Source organism: Bradyrhizobium sp. CCBAU 51745 (assembly GCF_028128715.1).
Taxonomy (GTDB): domain Bacteria; phylum Pseudomonadota; class Alphaproteobacteria; order Rhizobiales; family Xanthobacteraceae; genus Bradyrhizobium; species Bradyrhizobium manausense.
The window spans coordinates 299757-323218 of record NZ_LBJP01000007.1; the positions used below are offsets into that span (position 1 = coordinate 299757).

Annotated in this window: 24 protein-coding genes; 15 read left to right on the forward strand and 9 right to left on the reverse strand. The window is 60.9% G+C overall.

Annotation, left to right across the window (positions count from 1 at the left end):
* Positions 1-44: 44 nt before the first annotated feature.
* Positions 45-467: a GFA family protein gene (locus tag XH98_RS08675; RefSeq protein WP_271618371.1), complete on the reverse strand. Its 423-nt coding sequence runs from the start codon at positions 465-467 to the stop codon at positions 45-47.
* Between the two features lie 101 nt (positions 468-568).
* A complete protein-coding gene (gene mddA, locus XH98_RS08680) occupies positions 569-1357 on the reverse strand; it encodes a methanethiol S-methyltransferase (RefSeq protein WP_271618372.1) in 789 nt (262 codons plus the stop codon).
* 134 nt (positions 1358-1491) lie between these two features.
* Here mddA and XH98_RS08685 point away from each other — a divergent pair, with 134 nt between their 5' ends.
* From XH98_RS08685 to XH98_RS08715, 7 genes are all read left to right on the forward strand, one after another.
* Complete coding sequence (locus tag XH98_RS08685) at positions 1492-3042, forward strand: winged helix-turn-helix domain-containing tetratricopeptide repeat protein (protein ID WP_271618373.1); 1551 nt, start codon at positions 1492-1494, stop codon at positions 3040-3042.
* A gap of 202 nt (positions 3043-3244) precedes the next feature.
* Positions 3245-4795 carry an ABC transporter substrate-binding protein gene (locus XH98_RS08690; protein ID WP_271618374.1) on the forward strand — a complete coding sequence of 517 codons (1551 nt, stop codon included), beginning with the start codon at positions 3245-3247 and terminating at the stop codon, positions 4793-4795.
* A 200-nt stretch (positions 4796-4995) separates the two neighbouring features.
* Positions 4996-5967, forward strand: coding sequence for an ABC transporter permease (locus XH98_RS08695; RefSeq protein ID WP_271618375.1), 972 nt, complete (start codon positions 4996-4998; stop codon positions 5965-5967).
* Positions 5964-6803, forward strand: a complete 840-nt coding sequence (locus XH98_RS08700; protein WP_271618376.1) for an ABC transporter permease — start codon at positions 5964-5966, stop codon at positions 6801-6803. Before XH98_RS08695 ends, XH98_RS08700 begins: the two co-directional genes overlap by 4 nt.
* Before the next feature lie 2 nt (positions 6804-6805).
* Positions 6806-8425: an ABC transporter ATP-binding protein gene (locus tag XH98_RS08705; RefSeq protein ID WP_271618561.1), complete on the forward strand. Its 1620-nt coding sequence runs from the start codon at positions 6806-6808 to the stop codon at positions 8423-8425.
* 267 nt (positions 8426-8692) lie between these two features.
* Positions 8693-8857: a hypothetical protein gene (locus tag XH98_RS08710; RefSeq protein WP_271599107.1), complete on the forward strand. Its 165-nt coding sequence runs from the start codon at positions 8693-8695 to the stop codon at positions 8855-8857.
* Positions 8854-9063: a hypothetical protein gene (locus XH98_RS08715; RefSeq protein WP_057746117.1), complete on the forward strand. Its 210-nt coding sequence runs from the start codon at positions 8854-8856 to the stop codon at positions 9061-9063. The genes XH98_RS08710 and XH98_RS08715 overlap by 4 nt, the downstream gene beginning before the upstream one ends.
* Positions 9064-9083: 20 nt before the next feature.
* On the opposite strand, the gene XH98_RS08720 is transcribed toward XH98_RS08715, so the two are convergent.
* Positions 9084-9371 (reverse strand): hypothetical protein, encoded by a 288-nt coding sequence (locus XH98_RS08720; protein WP_271618377.1) that lies wholly within the window; start codon positions 9369-9371, stop codon positions 9084-9086.
* A gap of 202 nt (positions 9372-9573) precedes the next feature.
* Here XH98_RS08720 and XH98_RS08725 point away from each other — a divergent pair, with 202 nt between their 5' ends.
* The 3 genes from XH98_RS08725 (at position 9574) to XH98_RS08735 (ending at position 13153) form a co-directional block, all read left to right on the forward strand.
* Positions 9574-9894 (forward strand): hypothetical protein, encoded by a 321-nt coding sequence (locus XH98_RS08725; protein WP_057746824.1) that lies wholly within the window; start codon positions 9574-9576, stop codon positions 9892-9894.
* Positions 9895-10118: 224 nt separating this feature from the next.
* Positions 10119-10844 carry an outer membrane protein gene (locus XH98_RS08730; protein WP_271618378.1) on the forward strand — a complete coding sequence of 242 codons (726 nt, stop codon included), beginning with the start codon at positions 10119-10121 and terminating at the stop codon, positions 10842-10844.
* Between the two features lie 167 nt (positions 10845-11011).
* Positions 11012-13153, forward strand: a complete 2142-nt coding sequence (locus tag XH98_RS08735; RefSeq protein ID WP_271599104.1) for a methyl-accepting chemotaxis protein — start codon at positions 11012-11014, stop codon at positions 13151-13153.
* A gap of 402 nt (positions 13154-13555) precedes the next feature.
* Here XH98_RS08735 and XH98_RS08740 read toward each other — a convergent pair whose 3' ends face one another.
* The 5 genes from XH98_RS08740 to XH98_RS08750 form a co-directional block, all read right to left on the reverse strand.
* Positions 13556-13918, reverse strand: a complete 363-nt coding sequence (locus XH98_RS08740; protein ID WP_271618379.1) for a hypothetical protein — start codon at positions 13916-13918, stop codon at positions 13556-13558.
* The gene (locus tag XH98_RS41025; RefSeq protein ID WP_220005567.1) at positions 13882-14412 is read right to left on the reverse strand and encodes a GNAT family N-acetyltransferase; all 531 of its coding nucleotides are present in this window, start codon (positions 14410-14412) and stop codon (positions 13882-13884) included. Before XH98_RS41025 ends, XH98_RS08740 begins: the two co-directional genes overlap by 37 nt.
* A 128-nt stretch (positions 14413-14540) precedes the next feature.
* Positions 14541-16250, reverse strand: a complete 1710-nt coding sequence (locus XH98_RS08745) for a peptidase domain-containing ABC transporter (RefSeq protein ID WP_220005568.1) — start codon at positions 16248-16250, stop codon at positions 14541-14543.
* 93 nt (positions 16251-16343) lie between these two features.
* A complete protein-coding gene (locus XH98_RS41030; protein ID WP_220005569.1) occupies positions 16344-17102 on the reverse strand; it encodes a helix-turn-helix transcriptional regulator in 759 nt (252 codons plus the stop codon).
* A 92-nt stretch (positions 17103-17194) separates the two neighbouring features.
* Complete coding sequence (locus XH98_RS08750) at positions 17195-17548, reverse strand: hypothetical protein (RefSeq protein WP_271618380.1); 354 nt, start codon at positions 17546-17548, stop codon at positions 17195-17197.
* Positions 17549-17793: 245 nt separating this feature from the next.
* On the opposite strand from XH98_RS08750, the gene XH98_RS08755 reads away from it, so the two are divergent.
* The 5 genes from XH98_RS08755 to XH98_RS08770 all read left to right on the forward strand — a co-directional run bounded on the left by XH98_RS08755 (position 17794) and on the right by XH98_RS08770 (position 22564).
* Positions 17794-17937 carry a hypothetical protein gene (locus XH98_RS08755; protein WP_220005571.1) on the forward strand — a complete coding sequence of 48 codons (144 nt, stop codon included), beginning with the start codon at positions 17794-17796 and terminating at the stop codon, positions 17935-17937.
* A gap of 62 nt (positions 17938-17999) precedes the next feature.
* Entirely contained in the window at positions 18000-19592 is a 1593-nt protein-coding gene (locus tag XH98_RS08760; protein ID WP_220005572.1) for a hypothetical protein, read from the forward strand.
* A 47-nt stretch (positions 19593-19639) separates the two neighbouring features.
* The gene (locus XH98_RS08765; RefSeq protein WP_271618381.1) at positions 19640-20602 is read left to right on the forward strand and encodes a phosphotransferase enzyme family protein; all 963 of its coding nucleotides are present in this window, start codon (positions 19640-19642) and stop codon (positions 20600-20602) included.
* On the forward strand, positions 20602-21126 hold the full coding sequence (locus XH98_RS41035; RefSeq protein WP_442868560.1) for a GNAT family N-acetyltransferase: 525 nt from the start codon (positions 20602-20604) through the stop codon (positions 21124-21126). Before XH98_RS08765 ends, XH98_RS41035 begins: the two co-directional genes overlap by 1 nt.
* A gap of 376 nt (positions 21127-21502) precedes the next feature.
* Positions 21503-22564: an MBL fold metallo-hydrolase gene (locus XH98_RS08770; protein ID WP_271618382.1), complete on the forward strand. Its 1062-nt coding sequence runs from the start codon at positions 21503-21505 to the stop codon at positions 22562-22564.
* Between the two features lie 149 nt (positions 22565-22713).
* On the opposite strand, the gene aroQ is transcribed toward XH98_RS08770, so the two are convergent.
* The gene (gene aroQ / locus XH98_RS08775) at positions 22714-23145 is read right to left on the reverse strand and encodes a type II 3-dehydroquinate dehydratase (protein ID WP_271599096.1); all 432 of its coding nucleotides are present in this window, start codon (positions 23143-23145) and stop codon (positions 22714-22716) included.
* Positions 23146-23462 lie beyond the last annotated feature (317 nt).

Sequence of the window (23462 nt, forward strand, 5' to 3'; positions counted from 1 at the left end):
CTCTCCCCGCTTGCGGGGGAGATCTAGCGTGAGGCGGGAGCCCCCTACTCCTGCATCATCTCGCCGCTGCCGCCGAACTCAGCGGGAAAATCCTTCAGCTTGGGCAGGCCGTCGCGCATCGGCAGCACCGTCTCGGAATAGTTGACGTGGACGCCGGGAGCAAAGGCGAGCGTCGGGACAGTTGCCGTGAACACGTCGATCAAATCGAGCGGCGGGTGATTGGTCATCAGATGCCCGCCGCACTTCCTGCAATATTTGCGCTGGCTGAGCGGGGTCTTGGCGAAGGTCTCGACATTCTGTGCGCCTTCGGTGATGCGCACGGCTTCGGGCTTCCACAGGCTGAAGGCGTTCACCGGCCCGCCCGACCAGGCGCGGCAGGAGCGGCAATGGCAATAGCCCATCGCGGCCGGCTCGCCCGTGACCTCGATGGTGACCGCGCCGCAGAAGCAGTGTCCGACATGTTTCATCTTGGTTCTCCTGAGATGGATTGGGATAGAAATTCTTGGCTTACAAATGAACCGCTGCCACGCATCCTCCGTTCGGCGGACACGTGGCAGAGGACGCACGGCTAAACCGACCGGTGCCAGGGAATAAGCATCGACACCCGTTGTTTGTACTGCCGGTATTCGTCGCCGAAGAGGTCGACGAGATCGTGCTCCTCCAGCGCGATGCCGACGAAGATGTAGGCCGTGGTCACGGCTGCGAACAGCAGATGGCCAGCAGTCATGGTCGGTGCCGCCCAGAAGGCGATGATGAAGCCGAGATAGATCGGATGACGGACGAATTTGTAGAACAGCGGCGTCTTGAATCGCGGCGGCTCCACCTCCTTGCCGACGAGATGATTGGTCACCTGATGCAGTCCGAACAATTCGAAATGATTGATGACGAAGGTCGAGGCGAACACCAGCGCCCAGCCCGCGAAGGACAGCGTGACCAGCGTCACGGCAAGATCGGGGCTTGCGACGTCCCATACGACCGACGGCAACGGACGCCACAGCCAGAACAGCAGGAGCAATGACAGGCTCGCGAGCAGCACATAGGTCGAGCGCTCGACCGGCTTGGGGACGAATTGCGTCCACCACGCCTTGAAGCGCGGGCGCGCCATCACGCTGTGTTGAACGGCGAACAGCATCATCAGCACGAGATTGATGATCACTGCTTCGGCGGTCGGCGTATCGGTACCGGTGTCGATGGTCTTCGGCACCACCAGCCCCATCACAAAGCCGATGGCATAGAGAATGGTGACGAAAAACACGAGATACGCCGCAATTCCGTAAAGAAAGGCCGTGAACTTGAAAATGCGTGAGCCCGCAATCTCCGGGCCGATGGAATGAACCTGATGATCGAGTTGGGTCATAGAAAGCTCCGTTGTGCCGAGGCATCGGCACGGTTTGGTCTCTGCACCATGCCGGACCGGACTGCGGAAGACTTTCGCGGAGGGTTGATTTTCGCCTGAGACGACTTTGATTTTTGCTTGAGACGACCAAAAACGTGCGATTTTTCTTTGAAAACAACGTGCTCGACGGCGACCTGCGCGAACTGACCTGCGCCGGGACGACCGTGCCGTTGCAGCCGCAGGTGTTTGACCTCTTGCTTTACCTCGTTGCGGAGCGCGCCCGCGTCGTCAGCAAGGATGACCTAATCAGCCAGATCTGGAGCGACCGCATCGTCTCGGATTCGGCGCTGAACAGCCGGATCAACGCCGCACGCAGGGCGCTCGGCGACGACGGCGCGACGCAGCGGCTGATCAAGACGATTCCGCGGAAGGGCTTTCGTTTCGTCGGCGATGTCCGGGAAGAAGTGGTAACCAGGCCCGTACCAGCCGAGGCAGGGCCAGTTTCCCCCCGCGTCGCGACCGACCGTCCGGGCATCGCCGTCCTCGCCTTCGAGAACATGAGCGGCGATCCCGCCCAGGATTATTTCGGCGACGGCATCAGCGAGGACATCCTCACCGCGCTGTCGAAGCAGCGCTGGTTCATCGTGATCGCCCGCAACTCGTCTTTCACCTACAAGGGGCGTGCGGTCCACATCAAGCAGATCGCCGAGGAGCTCGGCGTCCGTTACATCGTCGAGGGCAGCGTGCGCAAAGTGGACAACCGCGTGCGTATCACCGCGCAGCTCAACGACGCCAGCAGCGGCGGTCATCTCTGGGCCGAGCGCTACGACCGCGAGCTGGTCGACGTGTTCGCCGTGCAGGACGAGATCACCGAGCGGATCGTCGCGGCGATCGAGCCGCAGATCCACGCCGCGGAGAATTTTCGCACGCAGCGCAAGCCGCCAGCGAGCCTGGATGCCTGGGACCTGCTGATGCAGGCGCTCTCGCACTACTGGCGGATCACGCCGCAGGACCACGCCGCGGCACAGAAGCTGCTCGAGCGCGCGCTCGCTATCGATCCTGATTACGGCCAGGCGCTGGCGGTGCTGGCGGCAAGCCACATGTTCGGCGTGCATCTCGGCTGGGCGGAGCTTGCCGCGACGGCGCCGATCGCGGAGAACGCCGCGCTCGCGGCGATGCGCTGCGACCATGAGAATGCCTGGGCCCATGCCGCGCTCGGCAGCGTCTGCTTCTCGACCCGGCGGCTGGCGGACGCGCTGTCAGAGTTCGAGCAGGCGCTCGCGCTCAATCCCAACTTCTCGCTCGCGCAAGGCTACTACGCGCTTGCGCTGTCCTATGCAGGGCGATCCTCCGACTCGTTCGAGGCGGCGCAGAAGGCGATCAGGCTCTCACCGCGCGATCCATCGTTGGCGATCTATTACGGCATTGCCGGCTATGCGCGCTTCACCGAGCGGCGCTATGACGAGGCCATTGCACTGGCGCGCGAGGCGATCCGCCACCGTGGCGAACTTACCGGCGCCTATCGCGTGCTCGCGGTCTCCGCCGGCATGACCGGCGACAGCGCGCTGGCGGACGTGGCGCTGGGCGAGCTCCGCCGCACCCAGCCCAATATCTCACTGGACTGGATCGCGACGCAGCTGCCCTGGGCCAACGATGCCGATCGCCAGCACTATCTGGAAGGATTTCGGCGCGCGGGACTGAGGTGACCAAGGCAAGGCTCCCGACGCGAATATCAGGACGCGCTGTACATTTTTTGTGCTGACACTGTCGAGACTTTCATCTTGCGGCGGGGAACGGGACCGTGGGAGCCTCGCGCCCGGATGGGGACTTGGGAAGGGCCGGCCGTCGCTTAGTGCGCGAAGATGTCGCGAAGCGTTTGCGGCCGGTCGCGCTTGAGAAAGATACGACATGTCGAAACGAGTGTTGCTTGGTCTCCTCCTGGCCTGTGGCCTCACGGCCTCGGCGCTGGCTCAGGAGCCGAAGGCGGGCGGCGTGATCAATGCCGTGATCCAGCCGGAGCCGCCCGGCCTGATGCTGGCGATGGTTCAGAACGGTCCGGTCCAGATGGTGTCGGGCAACATCTTCGAGGGACTGTTGCGCTACAGCCCCAAGCTCGAACCGCTGCCGGAACTCGCCGAAAGCTGGAACGTCAGCGAAGACGCCAAGACCTATACGTTCAAGCTCCGGAAGGGCGTCACCTGGCACGACGGCAAGCCCTTCACCTCCGCCGACGTGCTGTTCTCGATCGAGATGCTGAAGCAGACCCACGCACGCGCCCGCGCCAATCTGGTGCAGGTCGACAAGGTCGAGGCGCCCGACGACACCACCGTCGTCTTCACGTTGAAGCAGCCGTTCGGCCCGTTCCTCGGCATCTTCGAGGTCGGCTCGATGCCGATGGTGCCGAAGCATCTCTATGAAGGCACCGACTGGAAGACCAATCCTTACAACAACGCGCCCGTCGGCACCGGCCCCTTCATGTTCAAGGAATGGCAGAAGGGCTCGTTCATTCGCCTGGTCAAGAACCCGAACTATTACGAGAAGGGCAAGCCCTATCTCGACGAGATCTACTGGCAGGTCATTCCCGACGCCGCCGCGCGCTCGGTGGCCTATGAGACCGGCAAGGTCGACGTGCTGCCCGGCGGCTCGGTTGAGAATTTCGACGTGCCGCGGCTGTCCAAGCTGAAGGACACCTGCGTGACCGGTGCCGGCTGGGAGTTCTTCTCGCCGCTGGCCTGGCTGTGGCTGAACAATCGCCAGGGCCCGCTCGCGGACAAGCGGGTGCGGCAGGCGATCATGTATGCGATCGACCGCGACTTCGCCAAGGACGTGATCTGGAACGGGCTCGGCAAGGTCGCGACCGGCCCGTCGGCCTCGACCATCAAGTTCTACACCGGCGACGTGCCGAAATACCCCTACGACCCGGCCAAGGCCAAGGCGCTGCTGAAGGAAGCCGGCTACAAGGGCGAGAAGATCCGCCTGCTGCCGCTCGCCTATGGCGAGACCTGGCAGCGCTGGGGCGAAGCGGTGAAGCAGAACCTCCAGGACGTCGGCATCAACATCGAGACCATCGCCACCGATGTCGCCGGCGGCAACCAGAAGATCATGGACTGGGATTTCGATATCGCCTTCACCTATCTCTACCAGTATGGCGATCCCGCGCTCGGGGTGGGGCGCAACTACGTCTCCAGCAACATCGCCAAGGGCCAAGTCTTCAACAACGCCGAGGGCTACGTCAATCCCGAGATCGACAAGCTGTTTGCCGACGGCGCGGTCGCAACACCTGATAGCAAGCGCAAGGAGATCTACGACAAGGCCCAGAAGATCCTGGTCGAGGACGTGCCGGTGGCCTGGATGCTCGAGTTGCAATTCCCGACCATCACGCGCTGCAAGGTCAAGAACCTGATCACCACGGGGATCGGGGTCAATGACGGCTTCAAGGACGCGTGGCTCGACAAGTGAATGGCGGTGCCCACCTCTCCCGGAGGGAGAGGTCGGATCGCATCGCAGATGCGATCCGGGTGAGGGCTTACGCTTTCTCATCGAACCTGAGCTCGCGGAACCTGAGCCCCCTCACCCGCGCCTGCGGCGCGACCTCTCCCCGTTGGGGAGAGGTGTTCGTCCCGGCGAGACCGTCTCCAACTAACTGCATACGAGTATAGATGCTCTCCTTTGTCGCCCAGCGTGTCCTCAAGGGCGTGATCGTCCTGCTTGCGATCGTGGTCCTCAATTTCTTCCTGATCCGGCTGGCCCCCGGTGACCCCGCTGTGGTGATGGCGGGCGAGGCCGGGGCCAGCGACCAGATCTTCGTGCAGCAGCTCCGGGAAAAATTCGGCCTCGACAAGCCGCTGCCCGAGCAGCTCTTCATCTACGTCAAGGGTATCGCGACCCTCGATCTCGGCTTCTCCTTCCGTCAGCAGGCACCTGTCGCGAAGCTGATCGCGGAGAGGCTGCCGGCGACGCTGCTGCTCACGCTCACCGCATTTGCCATCTCGCTGGCCCTCGGCGTTCTGTTCGGCACCTTCGCCGCCCGCTTCGCCGGGACTTTCCTCGACACCGGCATCACCATCTTTGCGCTGATCTTCTACGCCACGCCGATCTTCTGGGTGGCGCTGATGGGCATCCTGCTGTTCTCGGTCACGGTCGATTGGCTGCCGAGTTTCGGCTACGAGACGGTCGGCGCGAACTTGCCCGGCCTTGCTCATGTCATCGACGTCGCAAAGCACCTGATCATGCCGGCGATGACGCTCGGCCTGTTCTTCATGGCGACCTACACCCGGATGACGCGCGCCTCGATGCTGGAGGTGAAGCGGCTCGATTTCGTCAAGACCGCGCGCGCCAAGGGCCTCTCGGATTCCGTCATTCAGCGCCGCCACGTGCTGCGCAATGCGCTGCTGCCCGTGGTGACGCTCGCCGGCGTGCATGCCGGCACGCTGATCGGCGGCGCCGTCATCACCGAGACCGTGTTCGCCTGGCCCGGCATCGGCCGGCTGATGTACGACGCGCTCCTGCAGCGCGACTATAATCTGCTGCTCGGCGTCTTCGTGACCTGCTCGGTCATGGTGCTGATCTTCAACCTCATCACCGACCTGGTCTATCGCCTGGTCGACCCGCGCATCGAATTCGCATCATGAAGCAGTTCTGGACATCGATGCTGAGAAGCCCGAGCGGCGTCATCGGGATCATCATCCTGCTGCTTGCGATCTCGATCGCCGTGTTCGGGCCGCTGCTGTTCCCGAATTCGCCCTGGCGCATGGTGCAGCGGCCGTTCCTGCCGCCCTTCACGCTTTCGACCGTGCCGCTCGGCACCGACGCATTGGGGCGCGACGTATTCGCCGGCATGATCTTTGGTGCGCGAGTCTCGCTGCTGGTCGGCCTCATCTCGACGCTGGCCGCGCTGGTCGTCGGCGTTCCCATCGGCGCCATGGCCGGCTATTTCGGCGGCAAGGTCGACGACGCCTTGATGCGCTTCACCGAATTCTTCCAGACCATTCCGAGCTTTGCACTGGCGATCGTGCTGGTCGCGATCCTGCAGCCCTCGATCTATTCGATCGTCGCCTCGATCGCGGTGGTGAGCTGGCCGCCAGTGGCCCGCCTCGTCCGCGGCGAGGTGTTGTCGCTGCGCACGCGCGAATATGTCCAGGCGGCCGTGGTCACGGGCCAGAGCAACAGCTGGATCATCCTGCGCGAGATCCTGCCCAATGCGCTGTCGCCCGTGATCGTGCTGGCCTCGCTGATGGTCGCGACCGCGATCCTGTTGGAATCCTCGCTGTCGTTCCTTGGCTTGGGCGATCCCAATCTGATCTCCTGGGGCTACATGGTCGGCGCCGGCCGCACCGTGATCCGCCAGGCCTGGTGGATCACCGTGTTCCCCGGCGTCGCGATCCTGATCTCGGTGCTCGGGTTGAACCTGATCGGCGAAGGCCTCAATGACGCGCTCAATCCGCGGCTATCGCGGGAGGGACGCTGATGATGACCGCCCCGCCCGCCGTCTCGATCAAGAATCTCAAGATTGCGCTGCCTGAGGGCGCCGAGCGTCCCTTCGCGGTCGATGGCGTCTCGCTCGACTTGCGACCCGGCAAGATCGTCTGCGTGGTCGGCGAATCCGGCTCCGGCAAATCCATGTGCGCGCATGCGCTGATGGGCCTGCTGCCGGACACCGTTTCGGTGACCTCTGGTGAGATCCAGTTCGAAGGCCGCGACCTGCTCAAGCTCGACGACGACGGCTGGCGCGATTTGCGCGGCCGCCGCCTCGCGATGATCTTCCAGGAGCCGATGACCGCGCTCAATCCGTTGATGCGGATCGGCGACCAGATGGCGGAGATGTTCGAGGCGCACGGCCTGCTGACGCCCAGGGAGCGACGCGCAAAGGCGTTGTCGCTGGCGCGTGAGGTCGGCCTGCCCGATCCCGAGCGTATCGTGCGGGCTTATCCACACCAGCTCTCCGGCGGCCAGCGCCAGCGCGCCATGATCGCGATGGCGCTCGCGCTCGAGCCGGCCGTGCTGGTCGCAGACGAGCCGACCACTGCGCTCGACGTCACCACGCAGGCGCAGATCCTCAAGCTGATCCGCAACCTCCAGCGCAACCGCAACATGGCGGTGATGTTCATCACCCATGATTTCGGCGTGGTCGCAGATATCGCCGACCAGGTCGTGGTGCTCCGCCATGGCAGGGTCGTCGAGGAAGGCCCGGCTGCGACCGTGTTCAACGATCCGCAGCACGATTACACCAAAGCGCTGCTCGCCGCCGTGCCGTCGATGCACCCGCCGAAACGTGCAGCGCTCGACGATCAGGCCAAGGCCGTCGAGGTGATCGGGCTGGACAAGACTTACGTCACCTCCGGCGGCTGGTTTCGCGAGGACCGCCGCGTCGATGCCGCGCGCGCAGTCAATTTCAATATCCTCAAGGGCGAGACGCTGGGCCTCGTCGGCGAATCCGGCTCGGGCAAATCGTCGGTGGCGCGGCTCGTGATGCGGCTGATCGAGGCCGACCGCGGCACAGTGCGGATTGGAGACACCGATCTCACGCAGCTCTCGGGCAAGGCGCTGCGCGCTGAACGCCATCGCATCCAGATGATCTTTCAGGATCCATTCGCCTCGCTCAATCCGCGGCGCAAGATCGGCAACATCATCGCCGACGGCCCGATCGCGGCCGGCATTGATCCGAAGGTCGCGTTCGACCGCGCCCGCGATCTCCTCAAAATGGTGGGCCTGGACGCCGGTGCGCTCGAGCGCTATCCGCACGAATTCTCCGGCGGCCAGCGCCAGCGCATCGGCATTGCGCGCGCGCTCGCGCTCGAGCCCGAGATCATCGTCGCCGACGAAGCCGTCTCGGCGCTCGACGTCTCGGTGCAGGCGCAGGTGCTCAAGCTGCTCGAAGACCTCAAGGCGCGCCTCGGCCTGTCGATGCTGTTCATCACCCACGACCTGCGCGTCGCAGCGCAAATCTGCGACCGCATCGCGGTGATGCAGCGCGGCGCCATCGTCGAGCTGAAGCCGACGGTGCAGCTGTTCACCTCGCCGGAGCATGCCTACACGCGCGAACTGCTCGCGGCGGTGCCGGGGCAGAAGGAACGCGCGCCAGCCGCGTGAGGCGCGGTTCCATCCGGTATTCCGGTCCGCCTAAAGCGCGATGAGATTGGGTTGAATCGTCATCGCGCTTTAGCTCTTTGTTTGAGCATGATCTTTTCGGAAAACCGCTTCACACTTTTCCGGATCATGCTCTAGGAACGGATCGGTCACGGGTTTTTTATCCCCTGTGACTGCCTGCACGGCTGCAACGACGAGGCCGGCGCCCCACATTCGCATGGAATGATTTCCATCATCTGATGATGGATCTGACATCTATTGGAGACCGATATGGGCCAGATTGTTCAGTTTGTGTCGAAGTCCGAGCGCGAGCGTCTTCGCCTCATCCAGGAAGCGCGCGCGATCTACGACAGCATCTTCCCGCCGACCGATCCGGGCAGCGAGCAATCGGGCGGAGCCGATACGCGCCAGAGCGACAGGGGCAATCTCGCATGATCAAGATCGTCGCCGTGCTTTGCAGCCTCGCCTCACCGTCAAATTGCCACGAACAACTCGTCACCAGCTCCGACTTTGCGCAGGTCTCGGTTCAATCCTGCCTGATGGGCGCGCCGCAGCTTGCCGACTGGATGAACCAGCATCCGGCCGAACGCCTGGCGGCCTGGCGCTGCGTGATCGGTCAGCAGAACGGCCGCGGAATCTAGCGGCGCAGTCGCGCATGATTTCACTTTGGATTGGTATTGCTCCAGGTCGGAACCGCATTGGTGACGCCGACCGTCGGCCAACTGTATGCTCCTATCGACGGCGCCGTGACCGTGCCGACCGTTTGCCCTGATGAGCCGTAAGAGGGCCTCGGCTGGGCCGCGGTCACGCTCGGACTGCTATAAGTTGGCGCCAGCACGCGCGTGCTGTGGTGGCCGCTGGATCTCTGCTTCTTCGCTTCGGCTGCGAAAGGCGCTGCCACCAGGCTGGCGGAGACGAACGCCGCAATGGCGAATTTGATGCTTGTCATGGCCGATCCCTTCCTCGTCAGGGCCTGCTCTGCCATCTGTTCATGTATCGGACGATTTTCCAGAGCAGCACGTTCATAACTCCGTGCGCACACGGACGTGCCGGGACCGGCGCCGCGCGGACTGGCGCCGCGCGATACTCGCCTTCGGATCGACCCGAATCAGCGCTAGGGCATGGCACTGAGCTTTCCGGACGCGAGTGACATGACCGGCCCCGAACTGAAGCAACTCCGCAACGACCTCTCAGACGCCATCGAGCGGAAGCTCACCGCAGCCGATATGGCGAAGCTGTGCGCGCTGCCGGAGCAGGGGGGCGCCGACACCATCCGGCGCTGGGAGGTCAGCGGCCCAACGCTGGCCGCGACCAAGGTGCTGCGCGTGCTCGCGATGGCGAGCGAGCGCTATCCGATCCTGGAGAAGTTCGACATCTTCGATCGCCACGACGTGCGCGAGGAAGACCGCCCCGCCAAGCGCGCGGCCTTCCGCGCGCAGATGCGCGACGAGGTGCGGCGGCGGCTTGGTTAACGGAACGCGTGCGCTGGTTACCGCAGGCTGCGCGAATTAAGCCTTCCTTCACCACTTCTTAAGCCGCCATTAAGCACGAAAATCAATTGCAGCCCAATAAGTTAGGTTGGGGGCCGTTGTGCCACGCATGTGACAGCATTTTCCTCAAAAGCGAGCTATCTGCAAAACCAACGCGGCGCGGACTGCGCGCCTGCCGGGGACCTGAAGTGTTGGAGTTCGAGACGATGAAGAAGATTCTGTTTGCGACCGTTGCGCTGCTCGTGGTGGGCGCGTCCGCGCCGGCGATCGGTGCCGACCTCGGCGCCCGCCCCTATTACAGCAAGGCCGCGCCGGCCTATGCCGCGCCGATCTACAACTGGACCGGCTTCTACCTCGGTGCGCATGTCGGCGGTGCGTTCTCCAGCGACAATAATTTCAACGGCCTCTCCACCGGCAACAACGGCAACGGCCGTTTCCTCGGCGGCGTGCAGGCCGGTATGGACTGGCAGGTCAACCCGAACTTCGTGGTCGGCGCCGAAGCCCAGTATTCCTGGCTCTCCGGCAGCGTTGGCGCGGTGTTCCCGGGCGGCGTGGCCTACACCAACGATCAGCGTGGCCTCGGCTCGATCACCGGCCGTGTTGGCTACACCTGGGGCCCGGGCCTGGTCTACGTGAAGGGCGGCTACGCCTATTCCGACAATAATGAGAAGGTGACTGTTGGCGGCGTGCCGACCGGCTTCATCATCTCCGGCGATCACAGCAACGGCTATACCGTTGGTGCCGGTCTCGAATACATGTTCGCACCGAGCTGGTCGGCCAAGGCCGAGTACCAGTATTACAATTTCGGCGATGCGCACTTCACCGCGGGCCCGCTGGTCGGCACCGGCAACTTCACCACCGACGACCATACCTTCAAGGCCGGTCTCAACTACCGCTTCAACTGGGCCAGCCCGGTCGTCGCGCCCTACTGATCACGCCTCATCAACGCTTCTCGCTAACAAGGGCCGGCATCGCTGCCGGCCCTTGCTTTTTTCGCTCTGCGGAACTGCCAAGCATTTGTGCAACATGCTATTTTTTAACCCGCGCTGACGATACTGCGCAGCGAAAATAAGAGATCATTGCTGTGGGGGAATTTTCGATGGCGATCCGTCCGAGCTTGGGCCGTTTCAAGCCGCGCTTCAAAATGCCGAAATGGGGATTGCGGGGCAGCCTGATTGCGGCCTTCGCCGTGATCGCAGGCATGGGCCTCGTGATCGCAGCCGGCGCCGGCTTCGTGTTCAACCATCTCGGCTCGACCATGATGGATTTGAGCGGCCGCGACATCCCCCGCCTCGCCGCCAGCCTTCAGCTCGCCTCGCAAAGCGCGACGCTCGCAGCACAAGGCCCCGGCCTGCTCGCTTCTCCCAGCGATGACGCGCTGAACGATCGCACCAGGAACGTGAAAGAGATCCAGCAGCAAGCGATGGCCAAGCTCGGCGAGATCATCGAGCTTGGCGCAGACCAGCAGACCGCGAACGCGCTGCGCGACACCGCCAAGAGCATCGACGAGGCCACCCAGAGCCTGGTGTCGGCGGCGCGCGAACGGCTCGACACCGGCGCGCTGCACGACAAGCAATATGAAGCGCTGCGCAAGGCGCAGATCGCGTTCGTCGGCGCCGCCGGCCCCGCGATGCTGGATACACAGACGCGCCTGAACGCGATCCTCGGTTCGGCGGAAGTCTCGGCCGATGACGCCACCGAGGCGGCGCGCACCGTCGCCCAGGTCTCGACCATCTCCGCCAATGGCAATCTGATGGCCGCCGACATGATGGCAGCACTCTCGGCCAACAGCAGTGATACGCTCGAGGCGATCGAGAAGGAATTCAAGACCACCCGCGACCGCGTCAAGTCCAACCTCGAAGACCTCCCGAACATCCCCTCGATGCAGGCTGTGCGCAGCGCCGTGGAGAAGCTGTTCGCCTTCGGCGAAGGCAAGACTGGCGTGTTCAAGATCCGCCAGAAGGAGCTCGACTCCATCGACTACGGCCAGACCATCCTGGACGAGACCCGCAAGCTCAATGTCGGTCTCGGCATCAGCGTGCAGGCGCTCGTCGACGGCGTGCAGAAGGAGACCAATGCGTCGACCTTCCGGGCCCGCCAGGAGATCTCGCTCGCCACGACGGCAATGCTGGCCCTCGGCGGATTGACGCTGATCGGCTCGGCGCTGTTCGTCTGGCTCTATGTCGGCCGCAACATCCTGCGCCGTATCCGTGAGCTTCAGCGCGCCATGCAGCTGCTCTCCGCCGGCGACCTCGACACCGAGATCGTCCGCTCTCGTCAGAATGATGAGATCGGAGCGATGAAGGAGACGCTGACGGTGTTCCGCGACAGCATGATCGATGCCCGCGCGCTTGCCGGCGAGCAGGACAAGGATCGCGTAGCCAAGGCCGAGCGTGCCGCGCGCCTGGAAGCCAAGATCGCGGAATTCGAGGGCACGGTGCGCACCGCGCTCGACAATCTCGCGCGATCGGCCAATTCGATGCAGGCGACCGCGCAGAGCATGTCGACCACAGCAGACCAGTCCAACGCGCTGGTGAACGCGGTTGCCTCCGCCGCGGAGGAGACCTCGGTCAACGTGCAGACCGTGTCGTCGGGCACCGAGCAGCTGTCTTCGTCGATCGAGGAGATCAGCAAGCAGGTCGTCACCTCGGCTGCGATCGCCAAGAAGGCGGTGGATGAAGCCAGCGCCACCGACGCCACGGTGCAGAGCCTTGCCGACGGCGCAAGCCGCATCAGCGTCGTGGTCGATCTGATCCAGACCATCGCCTCGCAGACCAACCTGCTCGCGCTCAATGCCACCATCGAGGCGGCGCGCGCAGGCGAAGCCGGCCGCGGCTTCGCCGTGGTGGCCTCCGAGGTGAAGAGCCTTGCCAGCCAGACCGCGAAGGCGACGGAGGAGATCCGCACCCAGATCGCCAGCATGCAGCAGGTCACGACTTCGGCCGTCGGCGCCATCCAGGGCATCGGCCGGATCATCGGCGAGATCAACGACGTCACCACGACCATTGCGGCCGCGGTCGAGGAACAGGGTGCCGCGACCCGCGAGATCGCCCGCAACATCCAGCATGCTGCGGGGGGCACCAGCGAGGTCTCCAGCAACATCGTCGGCGTGTCCACGGCTTCGGCCGAGGCCGGCGCTGCGGCCACCGAAGTGCTGAGCGCGTCCGACGCGCTCCGCCGCGAGGCCGACATGCTGCGCGGCGAAATCGACGCGTTCCTCAACAATATGCGGGCGGCGTGAGCCGCCGTCCCGTAGCCCGGATGGTGCGAAAGCGCCATCCGCGCGATCCCCGCCCCTGCGCGCCCTCCCGTCCTTTGCCGGGCCGCCTTTCTGCAAAAACCGCAAAACAACCCCATGCACAGTAGAAGCGCGGCGCGGGTTCGTCTTCGTGACCAGCCGCGCGGTCCGTCGGCCACGATTCAGGTCGACGCAATTTCGCTTTTTACGAATACCGTTTGACCTGTCGGGCAAAACAGTGGCACTATGTCATGCTGACCATTTCGAAAGCGGCAAGCGGGTCCAGCTGGTCGCCCTCCGCGACGCAAGAAGTCTCGGCGCCGCTGCCAACGGAAACTTTGCCGCCTGGCTCGGCCTGCCCCCCCAAAAATCACTCGAGGGCCGGGAAGAACAGGCTCGGCGTGGTTACACGTGCCGGCGACGGCATGTGTTGATAGTGCAGATCGAAATAGCGGCTTGACCACGATCTGGATAGGAGGAGACCAGCCTCTGTGCCGCCCGCGACAGATAAGCAAACCAACGAAAGCCAAGACGTACCGCCGTGCGCGCCGCGGTACGCTCGAACTCAACCTCGTTGCGCGCCAGTTCGATCGCATCGACGAAGTCCTGAAAGGCGTGATCCGATCGCTTGATCGTGACGGATCCGATACACAGCAACCGCCGCCGCGCACTTTGTAGAGCGAAGACCCCGCGGGGATCTATCTGACGCAAATGTGGAGGGTTCGTCTGGTTTAGGACGATCGAGTCGGCACCACAGATACCAGCCAATGGAACTGTTCGTCACCCGACCTTCCTGTTACAAAATCCCGGGAGGGATCCCGAATTAATTTTAGTTTCTGCTCAATACGTTGAGACCTCACGTTGCTCGCTCGCCTATAGAAAAAGATATCTCGCAGCCGAAGCTCATCAACGGCATGATGAAGAGCGGCCTTGAGACTTTCCGTTGCGTAGCCATATCCCCAGGCCTTCCGGACAAACCGGCATGATACGTCAAAATGCGTGCCCAGAGGATGCTCCCTCCACTGTTGGAGCATGATCCCAGCGTAGCCTAAGAATTCACCCTCCGGACTTTCTACTGCCCATCTAGACACACCATGAAGCTGCAGAGCATGACGATATCTCTCGAATTTCTCTTGACTCTCGGTCGAGTCGATAGGCCCCCGAAGGTCGGCCATAACAGCTGGATCGCCATGCATCATCTGGAATGCTGCAAGATGGCGATCATGCCATTCGTGAAGTCTGAGATGAGGCGTTTCGATCATATACCATTCCTGTGAACTGTGAAGATTGGTCCACTTAGCTTCATTCAGTCAAAGCCCTTTGCTCCGCCGGTCCAAGTACTTTGTGACCTCATATTGTGCCAATCCGTAGTTTGAACTGTCCCGGCGGTTCAGACGCCTTCATGCACCATCGCAGACCCGCCTGGCTGACCAAGGCCGTAGGATCGCGTGTAGTCAGACCAGAGCGAGGCGTAAGATGGGCAGCCTTCCAACAATTGGCCGTGTGTACCAGATCCAACCAAACGCCCCTCCTGGAGCATCAGAATTCGGTCTGCGAACCGAGTCGCAGCAAGGTGATGCGAAATAAGAATGAGAAGCCTGTCTCGTGACCACTCCATCAAAGCCGCCTCCAACGCAACGGCTGCCTCCGCATCCAAGAAGGAGGAGGGCTCATCCATGATTGCGATCGGCGGATTTCTGACTATAGCGCGAGCGAGCGCGATGCGCTGGCGCTGCCCTCCCGAAAGATCGTTACCCCTAGACTCGAGTACAGTGTCGAGGCGGAGAGGGAGATCATTCACAAATCCCAACGCCCCGACTTTCTCAAGAGCCGCAATTATCTGTTCGTCGCCATTCGTTCCTGTTACATCGACGTTCTCTCGAATGGTCCCTCTGAACAAGAACGCATCTTGCGTCACTGTCCCCAGCGCGCATCTCCATGAGCGGGGAGAGTAAGATCTCAGATCTTCGCCGGCCACTAAGATGCGGCCCTCGTAATTGCGCTCCAACCCGAGTATCGTCCGAACAAGAGTGGATTTGCCCGACCCGTTTCTTCCTACAATGGCGACCGTCCCTCGCTCAGGAAAACGGTGCGATATGCGGTCGATCGCAGGTGGCCGGTCTGGCGCGTACGTTAGCGTCAAGTCGATCAGTTCAATTCCAGCAGACTCAAATGAACGATTAGTTGGCGCCATCTCGGCCTGGTCTTTCGGCTCGGTCCAGAGGTCTCGCAGCTTATGGACAGCAACATTTGCCTCTTGATACTGCCGAAGAACATCTGATGCAGTCATTACTGGGCCGACGGCTCGCGCCGAAAGTATTTGCAATGCTAATAACTCCCCAATTGTCAATGTGCCATACCTCATGCGTATGCAGCCCAGGCCTATGACGATAGCTGTAAGAACTCTCGCGCTCAGCTGCGCTCCAACAGCAACTGACTTGGAGTATTCTGATAGGTCCTCCGTTGCCGTGAGCACATCTTCCGTCACCGCGCACCATCGACGGTATTGGATGGTTTCGAGACCATGGGCCTTGACAGCAGAAAATGAGGCGATCGTCTCAGACAATATTCCCTGGCGGTTGCTATCGCTGTGGAAGCGTGCTTCTGCGGAGTTTTGGAGACGCTCGATGCTGCGCCTCAGCAATTGCGCGCTGATCACAGCAAATAATAGAACTATAAGTGCAATGATCGCATCGTAGTAGAACATTAGCGAGAGTGATATCGCTGCGGCTCCCACATCAAACATCGTCTGTGGCAGCTGCAGGATGACAAAAGCCCTCAAACGATCAAGCTGTTGAAGGCGATTAGTCAGTTGTCCGGGTGAAAGAGATCGGCTGTCTGCTCTTCGGCGAACGATTTGCAAAAATGCAGACCTCGACAGGCGCCGATCTATAAAGGTGCTCAGTTGCGCCACTAGAGTCCGCCGTCTCGATGCTGACAATGCCTCCACAACAATTCCAGTCGTTGCAGCGATTGCAAGCCATGCAAGATCGATCGACAGAGACCTCTGGCCGACTCGATCAATCGCATGCTGAGCGGCAATCGGTAACGCCAGCCCGCTGAGATAATTGAGAGCTGTGAGCGCAAGTACATAGCTCATCGCTCGCCTACGGATCGCGATCGTATTCGATATCCAGCTCCATCCAAACGCCCTACCCTGCCGCATGTCGAGCCTGTTCCCTCCACGAATATTTCAATCTTGTTGGGCCGAAGGCCCGGATCCAGTGATAAGACCCCACTCTATAGATCTCGCGATAGCTTGGTTGGTTGTCTTGCATGCAAGCTTCGCGCGCGCGGAGCGCATATAGAGACGTACCGCACTTTCCGAGACTTTGATCGTATCCGCTATCACCTTTGGCGCCATTCCGTGAGCGACGAGTTGAAGGCATTGCCGCTCGCGCCGCGACAAGCCGCGAGACGGTCGCGTTCGCCACTTGCAGATCGTGGCGACCCGGTCGTGGAGAAAAAACGCCACACAATGAAAATCCCTTAGGTAAGTTAAGCGCAGCTCGATCCATTCCAAAGGCTTGGCGCTTGAAGTAATCGTGAATAGGGCCTTCTCTCCGCACGCCCCGCAAATGGGTATCGTAAGACCCCGGGTCGCCTCTCTATAGAGGCGCGCTCGCTTAGATTGGCCATGCATCGTCTCAACGCGGCTCTCGAACTGCGACCACTCGAATGGCAGTCGGCTCTTGACTCCCCGAGCCACAACCGGGTCGCTTTTGAAGAGGTTCCACTCCTGGTAAGCGCGTATCCACGCGTCTCCGTAGGTCGACAGGAGGATTGGATGGCGCAGCTGCTCTGCGGGCACGTAAGCGGCGTGGTAGACGATGTTCGAAATCCGATACGGTTCGCGGATGTCGTCAAGCACCTGCGAAACGTCCTCCAGACTCTCGCAGTCCGCAATTTGACGAAGGGCCAATCCGACGACATTCGAATCCACTTGCGGCATGCCAGTTACACAGAGCTGCACTTTCAAACCTACGTGAGGGGCAGACCTCGATCACTGCCGCCGCGAAGATTCCGTTTCGAACTACAGGGGGCTCAAAGCCAGGCAATCGGTCGCTGGGAGGCGGCATGACCCAAAATCCCGGCGCTCACCGACGCGCTCGGCAATCTCATACGCTTCCTGCTTCTGCCGAGGCTGCCCTTCGACACAGTGGTGCCGCCTCTCGTCGAGCATTGGCCTTCGACGCGCTGATCGCCGACTAGGCCTTCGATAGCAGCACCGTTATCCCCGAGCGCGGCGCCAATGTCGTCATCTCTCAGAGTTCCCGTCGTGCACGGCTCCTCGCCATCGACGAGGAAATGTACAAATGGCAGCATCTCGTTGACAACTTCTTCGAAGGGCTCAGGGAGTTCAAACGCATCGCTATGCGCGCCGACAAGACCGATCAACGCTTCGCCTCCATGATCCACCTGGCCGCAGCCCTCATAAATTCCCGATGCGTCCCAACGGACCCTAGGCCGCACTTCTTGCCCCTTACATATAGCAATTTTGATAGATTGTCGTCCGTTAGTTTACACCACAAGGTTGAACCGGTAGCTCGATGGTGTGATCGGCTACTACTTGAGTCCACGGATGCCTAACGTATGCGACGTGCGCTTGAGTTGTGATGTGAATCGTTCAAGGAGAACTCGACATGAAGAAAACGATGGCGCGCCCCAATGAGCTGGAGAGCCGTTCGGATGCCAGGGACCTGCCCCTTCCGTTGACGCCGCCTCCAACTGTCAAGGGAGGCAAAACTTTTCTACCGAACGACAGCAAACTGTTGGGCTATTTCTAGGCTGGCTACTCGGTGTTCTGACTTGGAAGCCGCCCCTTGAGTGAGGGGCGGCGGAGTTATCAATGCTTAAAGCTGAACTGAGAATTGGCGATCTCGCGGACAACATTCCGACCGTAGCTGGTCAAGCGGTGTCAATTTCCGAAAGCTATATCCAGCCATTTGTACATGGCAATCTTGAGAGCGTTTTGGTTCGGAGTGCCGGCCAATGGTTCTTTGTCGTACGAGAGCGTTTGCAAACTGACGGCAAAGGCCAAGCCTGCTCTTCGATAACCGTGATTTCGGATGTCTCTGTTGATCGCTTTCAGCGACTTTATCAAGAATGCTTGAACTGGCCCCTCGACTTCATTTTGCTTGAAGTTGCCTACCGTGGCGGCCGATTGCGAGTTCGGGCCGGCCAGTTGGGAAGTTTGCCGATCTACTTCTCTGTGAAGGAGCGTTGTCGCTCCGTTACACTCTCCTGGGATTTCGCTGATTTTTTGCATGAGTCGCGCCTGCTTGATGCGGAAGTGCTTGCCCATCATCTGACGATGAAGGCGTGCTATTCTGCGCGGCAGCCCTGCCTTGGTGTAAATCTCCTGACTGCTGGCGCCAAACTCTATGTTGACGGAAGTGAAACGCGCTTCGAATACGGGTCGAATGAATTGCCGCCGTCTCCGCAAGCGTTGCCGAAGAACGTTGACGCAACCGACGAGTTCAGTCGTATACTGGGCAAAGCGGTCTTCTCGCGGGCATCGAGTATTGGCGGAAATGCGATAGAATTGAGCGGAGGAATGGATTCTGCCTGTGTCGCGATGGCCTTGGCTCAAGGTTTTGGCTCGATAACATGTGGAGGTATCCTACTCGGCGATGAAAGGAGTCCCGCGCAAAGTGGCAGAAGGAGCCAGCTTTTAGCTATTCTAAATTGCCGCGATTACACGATCGACATGCAGGCCCATGTACCAATTATCAACTTAGATCTCGGCCCGAATTGTCGCTTGCCACTCCTCTCAGAGCATTACCTTGAAGCGTTCGAGTCACTCTGGAATACGTTTCGTGCTGCCGGTTGCGATACGGTGTGGTCTGGAATAGGTGGCGATGAACTGTGTGTGTGCTACTCTGGAGAAGAAACAGAAACGGGATTTCCCCTTCTAAAACCCTTTGATGCTGCGGTCGAGCGAGCCGAGGGACTATTGACAAGGCGTGGCCTTGAGGCTGCTCGTTCTTCTTTCCTGTTTATGGCGCCGACTGGTGTGGTTCCGTCAACAACTCTGTTGGCCAATCTTTGCCAAGCACACCCGCTCGCGATCAGAGGGCTCTGGCCGGTTAATCCTTTGAGCGATCCCAAGCTGGTCAGATTTTCGGCAGAGCTCCCCTACGAATATCGATCCGACAAGCAAATCCTTCGCTCTTATCTGCACCATCGTACGCACCTCGCGCTATTTCCACGAAACTATGAGAAGGAGTCCTTCGAATTCATCTTGCCGACGGCGATCGCGAATCAAGCCGCCGAACTCTCATCACAACTAGAGTCTTGTGCGTTGGCCGACTTTGGATTGGTCTCTCAGGAGGCAGTCGTGGCTCTTCTGCACGAAGTGGCTGATACGCGGGAGTTTTCTGCGACAAGCGCCTTGGTGAGAGTGTTATGGGCAGAACGGTTCGCACGGCAACTCTGCTAGTCGGACGGGCTGGCCCATCTGGAAAACTCCATGCACGCGGAGTATCGATGATGAATCTCGACGAAGATCCAAGAGCTACAACGTACCTCAGCGACTTCTGTAAAGAGCACTACGGAATTGTCGGCGAGCTGACGACAGTCGTCAACGGCCTGAACTGGACGCTGGCCGTCGAAGCGCGCGACGGGCTGAAATACTTTGGGCGTGTCTACCGAGTGAGGGGGCGTTCCAAGGCAGATGTCCTGGCGGAGCATTCGATCCTCGGCGCCATTGTCGAAACGTCATTCCTTCGAGTGATCCGGCCGCTTCGGAGCCGAGACGGAAATACCGCGTTGGAGTTGGACTTCGGCACGAGAGGACGCCGCCTTTTCGCACTCTATCCGTGCGCGCCTGGAAGACCCATGGAATACACAACACACGATTTTCGAGTTTCCGGCCGCGCACTAGCGGAAGTGCATCAACAGTCCCACTTGACATCGCTCTCGCCAGATAGGCAGCTATATGACGCTAACGAACTAACAGCTGCGCTTGCTCAGATTGCGGGCCATTCTGCCGACGGGCGGGAAGTCTCTATCGAGTTGTCCGCATGCTTGGACGAATTGCGTCGCGCTGGCGCGGACCACGTCCTTCTGGGACGAGGACTCTGCCACGGGGACTTTCGGGTCAGCAATATTCATATCGACCAGGAGTGCGCCCATATCTTCGATTGGGACGATTGCGGCGTTGGGCCATATTGGGGTGACTTGGCCAAGATGGGTACTTGGCTGGATATCCTGAACCCTCCAGGAGTTCTAGATATTTGGAAAAACTTCACGGGTTCGTATGGTTTATGCTCGGAGGATCGAGCTGCTCGATTGGCGATCCGCTGGCTGGTTGCCACTGGCACAGTCATCAACGCGGCGAGTGTCTTGACACCTGAATTCAATCTTTCAGCTGAAACCCTACAAGTGCTGTTTGCGAGAACGATCGAAGCGACGAAGCGCGCCCGCGACGATACGTTGAGAATTGGGTAATGATCCAAATTCGCCGGGCCTGCGATTCCGACGCTGTTTGGCTAATCCAGCTTGTAACGGAGCCTAGCTTCAATCGCTGGATGGGCGGTGATGCTCAGCGAGGCGAACTCTTGGCCCTCGCGGTGCGAAAGAAACTTGAGCTCCACAATGTGGGCCGTGGATGCGTTCTGATTGCTCAGGATCAAACCGGGCCGCTTGGTTATGGTGCTTATCTTGATTCGATATCGACTGGGTACTCCTACGTTGAATACGGGGTCACCCCAAGCAAATTCCGCCGGGGTATTGGTGGGTCCATACTTGACGCCCTGATTGCCTCGGCAAGGCAAAGCGGATCCTTAGGGCTGCAGACCCTCTGTCATCCGGAGAATGTGGCGTCGATCAAGTTGTTATTATCCAGGGGCTTCGAACGTTCTGCGTTTGCCCATGATCCAACGTCGTTCAAGAGATACACGCTGTCCTATGCATTCGACTCAGACGATGGGCCGTCGCCTATCGAAGGCATCCCGCCGAGCTCCAGATCCTAACCAACCATCAATCGGAGTTGATGAATTGTGAAGAATTGTTGGGGTTGTAAACCGGAGCGGAGTTCCCTTCTATGCCGCCCGGGACGCTCCCGTGCTCCTCTCAATGCTCGACCAGATTTCGCATCGGGGCTCCGATAGAGAAGCGGTAAGCGACGTGCCAACTTGTTAGGAAAGCTTGCGATCGATCAAGCATTCCCATTGCGCGCCCCAATCTCGCGCAACCATCTCGGATTCCACGTTCGCGCCACGGATAACAGCGTTTTGGCAGGCTTCAACCGGCGCACGGAAAAATACCACCCGGAATGACCGCTATGCGGCTACCGGCTGGCCGTCTTTTCGGCTGGCGCCCCGCGCGCGCTGGGTTTAAGCCGGTGGCATGAACGCAAAAATAGACACCGTGCAGTCCTCGGCCGAGGCCCTGCGCTATCCCTGGGACCAGCATCCCGGCCACGACGAGGTCGTCGAGGTCAGGCCCGGCGTGTTGTGGGCGCGGCTGAAGCTGCCGTTCCGCCTCAACCATGTGAACATCTACCTGCTCGCCGATGGCGACGGCTATGCGATGATCGATGCCGGCTTCGGCAATGAGGAGACGATCGAGGCCTGGACCAAGCTGTTCGAGGGGCCGCTGAAGGGCGTCGACATCACGCGCCTGATCGTCACCCATTCGCACCCCGACCATGTCGGCCTCGCAGGCTGGATCGTCGAGCGGTTCAAATGCCCGCTGGTGATGTCGCAGGTGGAATATCTGCAATCGGTCTATCACCAGAACCGCGGTACCGAGGAGCGGCGCGAGGCGCAGCGGCTGTTCTTCCGCCGGCATGGCATGGACGAGTCGCTCACCGAAAAATTGCTCGGCCGCGGCCAGGATTATCTCAAGCGCGTCTCGGTGCTGCCGCCGTCCTACCGCCGCATCTCGCATGGCGACGAGGTCGTGATCGGCACGCGGCGCTTCAAGGTGATCACCGGCGGCGGCCACGCGCTCGACCAGGTGATGCTGTATTGCGCCGACGACAAGCTGTTCCTGTCCGCCGACCAGGTGCTGAGCAAGATCTCGCCGAATGTCAGCGTGTGGGCGGTCGAGCCCGACCAGAACTCGCTCGGCGAATATCTGGCCTCGCTCGCCAGCCTCACCACCACCCTGCCCTATGATCTCCTGGTGCTGCCCGGCCACGGCGTGCCGTTCTACGGCTTGAAGACCCGCATCAAGCAGCTCGCCGACCACCACGAGGAGCGCTGCCGCCTGATCGCGGAAGCCTGCCGCGAGGTGCCGCAGACCTCGCGCGCGCTGGTGCCTGTCGTCTTCAACAAGCACGTGCTCGACGAGCACCAGATGGGCTTTGCCGCCGGCGAGCTCGTTGCCCACGTCAACTACATGATCGTCGAGGGCCGGCTGACGGCCGAGACCAAGGACGGCGTGCTGCAGTTCCGGACGACGTGAGCGGTCACCGTCATGGCCGGGCTTGTCCCGGCCATCCACGCTCTCTGACGTGGAAGCAAGTTCGTGAATGCCCGGGCCTTCGCCTCGCCGAAGCGGCTTCGGCCGCGCAGGGGGGACCAGCCCGGGCATGACGCGTTCGCAGCAACACCTCACTTCATATTTGCGATGGCGTGCAGCGCCGCGATGTAGCCGAACGGCCCCAGCCCGCAGATCACGCCCGTTGCCACGAACGAGATCTTGGAGCGGCGATGATATTCGTCGCGGGCATGGATGTTGGAGATGTGCACCTCCAGCACCGGGCCCTCGAATATCTTGATCGCGTCCATGATCGAGACCGAGGTGAAGGACAGGCCCGCCGGATTGATGACGATGGCATCGGCATCCCGCCGCGCCGACTGGATCAGATCGACGAGCACGCCTTCATGGTTGGACTGGTGGAAGACGAGCTTGAGCCCGAGCTTGGCGGCGGCATCCTCACAGCTCGCATTGACCTCTGCGAGCGTCGTCGTGCCGTAGATGTGCGGCTCGCGGATGCCGAGCATGTTGAGGTTGGGGCCGTTGAGGATCATCACGCGCTTCATGAAAAGGTCCTTTCGGAGGCAAAAATCGAGCATGCTCTCCGGGCCAATGGCGCATGCGCTGCGAGAATCGGATGGGGTAGAGCCGGCGGCCGCGCTCTAGGAAAGCGTGTGCCGAACCGCGAAGGAAGCCCAAGCCTGACCGAGCCCGCATTCGGCTGATGCTGCAGAGCAACATTCCCTCTCGCGCGAACTTGATCGGGATCAAGTTTAAAATTGCACGATAGGGCATTTTGCCCAAAGGCCCCCCACGGCCAAATGTGGGATAGCGCATAGACATTGGAGTTGGAATAGCTCTAAGGATAAGCGCTGTTTTGGTT